This window comes from Amnimonas aquatica (genome assembly GCF_002943415.1).
GTDB lineage: Bacteria > Pseudomonadota > Gammaproteobacteria > Pseudomonadales > Moraxellaceae > Perlucidibaca > Perlucidibaca aquatica_A.
Window position 1 is genome coordinate 1 of the sequence record NZ_PTQZ01000099.1, and the last position, 6,281, is coordinate 6,281.

The window sequence follows — 6,281 nt, forward strand, 5'->3', positions numbered from 1 at the left end:
TGGCCACGCTGTTCTCGGCCAACCTGCATGGCGCCGCCAGCCCGGACTCGCTGCCCGGCGACCTGCTGTTCATCAGCGCGAGCATCCTGTGGGCACTGTTCACGGTCATGCTCAAGCGCTGGCAGGTGCGCGCGTTCGACGTCACGCTGGCGGTGGTGGCCATGTCGGCGATCATCTATCTGCCGGTCTACGCGCTGTTCCTGCCCAAGCACATCGGCATGGCGCCAGCCGGCGAGATTGCCTTGCAGGCCTTCTTCCAGGGCTTCCTGGTGGTCTGCGTGGCGATGTGGACCTACGCCCGGGCCACCGAGCTGCTGGGCGCGGTCAAGGTCGCGGTCATGATGTCCACCGTGCCGGTGGTCGGCACGCTGCTGTCGGTGCCTCTGCTGGGCGAGGATCTCGGCAGCGGCGCGGCGCTGGGCGTGGTGATCGTCTTCCTCGGCGCCCTGCTGGGCGCGCTGGCGAAGTCGCCGGCTGCCGCCCCGGGACCGCGCTGATTCCCTGTTCGGGGATTGGGTCAGTCCCTGATCAGCGCCAGGAACTCGTTGCGCGTCTGCGCGTTGTCGCGGAAGGCGCCGAGCATGATCGAGGTCTTCATCACCGAGTTCTGCTTCTCCACGCCACGCATCATCATGCACATGTGCTTGGCCTCGATGGTCACCGCCACGCCTTTTGCGTCGGTGACGCGCTGGATGGCGTCCGCGATCTGCTTGGTCAGGTTCTCCTGGATCTGCAGGCGGCGCGCGTACATGTCGGCGATGCGCGCGACCTTGGACAGCCCCAGCACCTTGCCGGACGGGATGTAGGCCACGTGCACCTTGCCGATGAAGGGCAGCAGGTGGTGCTCGCACAGCGAATACAGCTCGATGTCCTTGACCAGCACCATCTGGTCGTTGTCCGACGGGAAGATGGCATTGTTGACGATGACGTCGAGGTCTTCCTCGTAGCCCTTGCACAGGTACTTGAAGGCCTTGGCGGCGCGCTTGGGCGTGTCCAGCAGGCCGGGGCGGTCCAGGTCCTCGCCCACGGCGCGGATGATGTCGGCGTAGGCGGTGTCCATGGTGCGGTCCATAAGCGGTGGTCTCGTGCGAAAGCGTGTAATGAAGCGCGCACCGTAGCGGGAAGCGCGCGATGAGTCAAAGCGGCGGCCCGCGGCGCGGTCAGTCGCGCGCAGGTATGGCGGGCGGGTGTCAGCCCGGGCTGCGCGCGTCGCGCTTGTCCGGGTGATCATCGGGCGTGCCGGTCTCGCGCTGGCGGCGCAGCAGCACCAGCACGGCACCGGTGCCGCCGTCGCGCGGCGGTGCGCTGGCGAAGGCCAGCACCGGTGGCAGCTGGCGCAGCCAGCCGTTGACGGCGGTCTTGAGCAGGGCCTGACCGTTGACCTGGCCCTTGCCGTGCACGACCTTGGCCACCTGCACGCCCTCGCGCGCGGCTTCGTCGAGCAGCTGCAGCACGGCCTCGCGCGCCTGTTCCAGGGTGCAGCCGTGCAGGTCCACGGCGGCCTTCCAGACCAGCTGGCCGGCCTTCAGGCGCTCGAACTGCTTGTCCTGCACGCCGTTGCGCTTGAACGCCAGCACGGCCTCGGGCGCGATGCCGGTCTGCAGCGCCACGGTGTCCGACAGCGGCACCTGCGTGCGCTCGTCCTCGCCCTCGGCCTGCGCGCGGCGCAGCAGGGTCATGGCATCCGGCTTGCGCGGCTTCTGCGCGCGTGGCGGCGGCGCGGCCGTTTCCATGCGCTTCGCACCCTTCGTGGCCTGGGCGAACAGCGCCTCGTCGCTGAGCTCGGGCTCGGGGCGGGCCGGGACGCTGGCGGTGGCCGGTTTCGCGGCGGGCACGACCGGGGCCTCGGCCTTGAGCTGGCGGCGCAGGGAAGTGAGCAGGGGGTCTTTCATGGCGGCTACCGGTCAGCGGGCGGTCTGCCGATTATAGGCAAGATGCCCGGTCGTGCCGAACCGGCCTTGCTGTCCGTTGTTCCTCTGATTGGTCAAGGCAGTCTGAGGTTGTCATGCCGGGCCCGGGAGCCTGCGCCATTTCATGCCGGCGCAGGCTCCCGGAGGCTGCCCGCCCTCACTACGGCTCCGGAAATCCGTGTAGAATCACACCCTTGATTCCCCACGCGCCGGAGCCTCCGTGAGCCACGATCTGCCCGCCCTGACCCTGTCCGACGACCTCCTCGCCGAGGCGCAGCGCGAGCTGCTGACCGTGCGTGACTGGATCCGCTTCTGCGTCAGCAGTTTCCGGGGCTGTGACGTGCACCTGGGCCACGGCACCAGCGATCCGTTCGCCGAGGCCTCGGCGCTGGTCATGCAGACACTCAATCTGGAGTGGTCGGCGGACGAGGAGATCCTCGACGCGCGCATCCTGCCGTCCGAGCGCGCGCAGCTCGCCGAGACCCTGCGCCGGCGCGTCAACGAGCGCACGCCGCTGGCCTACCTGCTCAACCTCAGCTATTTCTGCGGACTGCCGTTCTATGTCGACGAGCGCGTGCTGGTGCCGCGCTCGCCCATCGCCGAGCTGATCGAGGACCGTTTCCTGCCCTGGCTGAAGGATGAGCCGCAGCGCATCCTCGACCTGTGCACGGGTTCGGGCTGCATCGCCATCGCCTGCGCCAAGGAGTTTCCGGAGGCCTTCGTCGATGCCACCGACCTCTCGCTGGACGCGCTCTCGGTGGCAGCGCTGAACGTCGAGCACCACGAGCTGGGCGAGCGCGTCAGCCTGCTGGAGTCGGATGTGTTCAGCAAGCTGCCGGGCCAGCGCTACGACCTCATCGTCAGCAACCCGCCGTATGTCGATGCCGAAGACATGGCCGACCTGCCCGAGGAGTTCCTGCGCGAGCCGGAGCTGGGCCTGGCCTCCGGTCCGGACGGGCTGGACGTGACCAAGCGCATCCTCGCCGAGGCCGCCGACTACCTCACCGAAGACGGCGTGCTGGTGATCGAGGTGGGCAATTCGCAGTGGGCGCTGGAGCAGACCTTCCCGGAAGTGGAGTTCGTCTGGGTCGAGTTCGAGCGCGGCGGCAAGGGCGTGTTCGTGCTCACCGCCGCCCAGTGCCGCGAGCACCAGGCCCTGTTCGAAACCAGCATCTGATCCACCGCCGGGCGTCGCGTGGCCCCGGCATGGCGTATTTCTGAGGATACCGACCCATGGCCGGCAACAGCATCGGACAAGTCTTCACAGTCACCACAGCGGGCGAGTCGCACGGACCGGCGCTGACCGCCATCGTCGATGGCGTGCCGCCGGGCATCGCGCTGACCGAGGCCGACCTGCAGGTCGATCTCGACCGCCGCAAGCCGGGCACGTCGTCGTTCGCCACCCAGCGCAAGGAAGAGGACATCGTCAGGATCCTCTCCGGCGTGTTCGAGGGCAGGACGACCGGCACGCCGATCGCGCTGCTGATCGAGAACACCGACCAGCGCTCCAAGGACTACGGCAACATCGCCGAGACCTTCAGGCCGGCGCATGCCGACTACACCTACACGCACAAGTACGGCTTCCGCGACTACCGCGGCGGCGGCCGTTCCAGCGCGCGCGAGACCGCCATGCGCGTGGCCGCCGGCGCGATCGCGCGCAAGGTGCTGGCCGAGCGCTTCGGCGTGACCGTGCGCGGCCGCGTTTCGCAGATCGGTGATATCAAAGCGCAGGCCTGCGACTGGGATTACGTGCGCGAAAACCCGTTCTTCTGCGGCGACCGCGAGGCGGTGCCGAAAATGGAGCAGCTGGTGCTGTCCATGCGCACCGAGGGCTCCAGTATCGGCGCCGCCGTCGAAGTCTTCGCCCACGGCCTGCCGGCGGGTTGGGGCGAGCCGGTGTTCGACCGGCTCGATGCCGACATCGCGCATGCCATGATGAGCATCAACGCGGTCAAGGGCGTGGAGATCGGCGACGGCTTCGCGGTGGTCAGCCAGCGCGGCGAGGAGCACCGCGACGAGCTGACGCCGGAGGGCTTCCTCAGCAACCACGCCGGCGGCGTGCTCGGCGGCATTTCCAGCGGCCAGGACATCGTGGTGCGCATCGCGCTCAAGCCGACATCGAGCATCACCACGCCGGGCCGCAGCATCAACACCCGCGGCGAGGCCATCGACGTGGTCACCAAGGGCCGTCATGACCCCTGCGTGGGCGTGCGCGCGACGCCGATCGCGGAGGCCATGCTGGCCATCGTGCTGCTCGACCATGCGCTGCGCCATCGCGCCCAGAACCATGGTGTCGTCAGCGGCGTGCCGATGATTCCCGGACAGGCAGCGCCGGGCGCGCAGGGCTGAGCCGGCCGGGCCGGGGCATGACCGGCCGCTGTGAGCAGAGGAGGGCACCGGCATCCGCGCGGTGCCGGCAGACATGAGCAGCGCCCGCATTCCCTACGTCCCGCTGGGGGCGTTCTACTTCTTCTATTTCGCGGTGATCGGCGGCTTCATGCCCTACTGGGGCCTGTACCTGCAGTCGCTGGGCTTCGGCGCGGCCGAGATCGGCCAGCTCATGGCCATCGTCATGGCCACGCGCATCTTCGCGCCCAATTTCTGGGGCTATATCGCCGACCGCACCGGCAAGCGCCTGCTGCTGGTGCGCTTCGGCGCGCTGATGATCACGCTGGGCTGGCTGGGCGTGTTCCTGGCCCGCGAATTCTGGCCGCTGGCGCTGGTGCTGCTGGCCTACGGCTTCTTCCAGAACGCCATCCTCGCGCAGTTCGAGTCGGTGACCATGGCGCACCTGGGCGAGCAGCGCGACCGCTACAGCCAGGTGCGGCTGTGGGGCTCGCTGGGCTTCATCGTGGTCGGCACCGGCCTGGGCGTCGCCTTCGACCACATCTCCCTGAGCGTGTTGCCGCTGGCCATGCTCGCCTGCGCGCTGGCGACCTGGCTCAGCAGCCTGGCGGTGCCGGACATCGCCACCGCGACCCGGCGCGACGCCAGCCACGGTTTCCGCGAGATCCTGCGCCGGCCGGCGGTGTGGACCTTCTTCGCCGCGCATTTCCTGCTGCTGCTCTCGCACGCGCCGTACTACACCTTCTACAGCATCCACCTCGAATCGCACGGCTACTCGCGCACCGAGATCGGCTGGCTGTGGGGGCTGGGCGTGGGCGCCGAGGTGCTGATGTTCCTGGTCATGCACAAGGTGCTGCCGCGTACCGGCGAGCAGCGCATGCTGCTGTGGAGCCTGCTGCTGTCGGCGCTGCGCTGGGTCATGATCGGCTTCGGCGCCGACCTGCCGGCGGTGATCTGGCTGGCGCAGCTGCTGCACGCGGCCAGTTTCGCGACCTTCCACGCCGCTGCCATGGTGGTGATCTTCCGCCATTTCGGCGACGGTCATCAGGGCCAGGGCCAGGCGGTCTACAGCATGCTCTGGGGCGTGGGCGTGGCGCTGGGCTCGTGGGTGGCCGGCGCGGTCTGGTCGGTGGCGACGGCGCCGTGGATCTTCAGTGTCGCTGCGCTGCTGTGTCTGCTGGCCTGGGTGTTGTTGCACCAGGCCGGCACGAAGGCGTCCGCGCCCGCATCGCGGGCTTGAACTCGCAGGCTTGAAGAGGCGGCCTGAGCACCGGTCCTGGTCCGGCTTCGCGCTATCAGCCGCCGCGCCGCGCACACACGATGCGCACCAGGCTGACCCCCGGGCGCCGGCAGTCCGGCAGGCTGTCGGCGAAGGCGCGCGGGTCGAGCAGCTCCGGCGCGTCGAAGCCGGCGGCGCGCAGGGCGGCCAGCGCCTCCTGCTGGCTGCGGAAATGCAGATGCACCTTGCCGCCCACAAAGGTCGACAGCATGCGCATGAACATGCGCGAGGCCAGCGTGGCGCCGCCGCTGTCGAGGTGCAGGTCGGACAGGTAGAGCCCGTTCGGGAAGCGCGCCAGCGCGCGGCCGAAACGGGCCCACATGGCGACCACGGTGTCGGTGTCGAAATAGTTGATCAGGCCTTCGGTGATCAGCGCCGTGCCCTGCGTGGGGTCGAGTCCGGCCACCAGCGCCTGCAGGCTGCCGGGACCGTCATCAAGCAGTGCGTTGAGGTCGACGACCGTGTGCTGCTCGCTGTCCAGTCCGGCATTGACCAGCAGATCGCGCTTGCGCTGCGCCATGCCCGGCAGGTCGGCCTCGATGTAGCGGATGCGCCGGCCATGGCGCTCCGCGAAGCGCCATCCGCGCGGTGACAGGCCGGCGGCGACCTCGATCACCTGGGTGATTTCTCCGCTGCTGATGGCGCGCTCCAGCTGCAGGTCGATGAGCCGGTGGCGGGCGAGCAGGATGTTGTCCATGCTCGGCCGGCCCAGCCGGTGCGCGACCAGGTGCGGCAGGCGCAGCCCG

At 69.1% G+C, this 6,281-nt stretch carries 7 protein-coding genes; 4 read left to right on the forward strand and 3 right to left on the reverse strand.

Annotated features, from left to right (window positions below; translation table 11 throughout):
• Nucleotides 1-497 (forward strand): DMT family transporter (locus tag C5O18_RS05325; RefSeq protein ID WP_146089223.1); only part of this gene is annotated, 497 nt, incomplete at its 5' end.
• A gap of 20 nt (nt 498-517) precedes the next feature.
• Here C5O18_RS05325 and folE read toward each other — a convergent pair.
• Nucleotides 518-1,060 carry a GTP cyclohydrolase I FolE gene (gene folE / locus C5O18_RS05330; protein ID WP_241146749.1) on the reverse strand — a complete coding sequence of 181 codons (543 nt, stop codon included), beginning with the start codon at nt 1,058-1,060 and terminating at the stop codon, nt 518-520.
• Between the two features lie 130 nt (nt 1,061-1,190).
• A complete protein-coding gene (locus C5O18_RS05335; RefSeq protein WP_105192126.1) occupies nt 1,191-1,892 on the reverse strand; it encodes a Smr/MutS family protein in 702 nt (233 codons plus the stop codon).
• 250 nt (nt 1,893-2,142) lie between these two features.
• On the opposite strand from C5O18_RS05335, the gene prmB reads away from it, so the two are divergent.
• The 3 genes from prmB (at nt 2,143) to C5O18_RS05350 (ending at nt 5,496) form a co-directional block, all read left to right on the forward strand.
• Nucleotides 2,143-3,087, forward strand: coding sequence for a 50S ribosomal protein L3 N(5)-glutamine methyltransferase (gene prmB, locus C5O18_RS05340; protein WP_105192134.1), 945 nt, complete (start codon nt 2,143-2,145; stop codon nt 3,085-3,087).
• 56 nt (nt 3,088-3,143) lie between these two features.
• On the forward strand, nt 3,144-4,259 hold the full coding sequence (gene aroC, locus C5O18_RS05345) for a chorismate synthase (protein ID WP_105192128.1): 1,116 nt from the start codon (nt 3,144-3,146) through the stop codon (nt 4,257-4,259).
• A gap of 73 nt (nt 4,260-4,332) precedes the next feature.
• Entirely contained in the window at nt 4,333-5,496 is a 1,164-nt protein-coding gene (locus C5O18_RS05350) for an MFS transporter (RefSeq protein WP_105192130.1), read from the forward strand.
• Nucleotides 5,497-5,551: 55 nt separating this feature from the next.
• Here the strand turns inward: C5O18_RS05350 and C5O18_RS05355 are convergent.
• Nucleotides 5,552-6,281, reverse strand: a 730-nt coding sequence (locus C5O18_RS05355) for a class I SAM-dependent methyltransferase (protein WP_105192132.1), incomplete at its 5' end; no start/stop codon positions are given.

Bases quoted from the DNA above. Each gene is read 5' to 3' on its own strand.
- aroC (WP_105192128.1), top strand. From the start codon at position 3,144: ATGGCCGGCAACAGCATCGGACAAGTCTTCACAGTCACCACAGCGGGC.
- folE (WP_241146749.1), bottom strand. From the start codon at position 1,060: ATGGACACCGCCTACGCCGACATCATCCGCGCCGTGGGCGAGGACCTG.
- C5O18_RS05335 (WP_105192126.1), bottom strand. From the start codon at position 1,892: ATGAAAGACCCCCTGCTCACTTCCCTGCGCCGCCAGCTCAAGGCCGAG.
- C5O18_RS05350 (WP_105192130.1), top strand. From the start codon at position 4,333: ATGAGCAGCGCCCGCATTCCCTACGTCCCGCTGGGGGCGTTCTACTTC.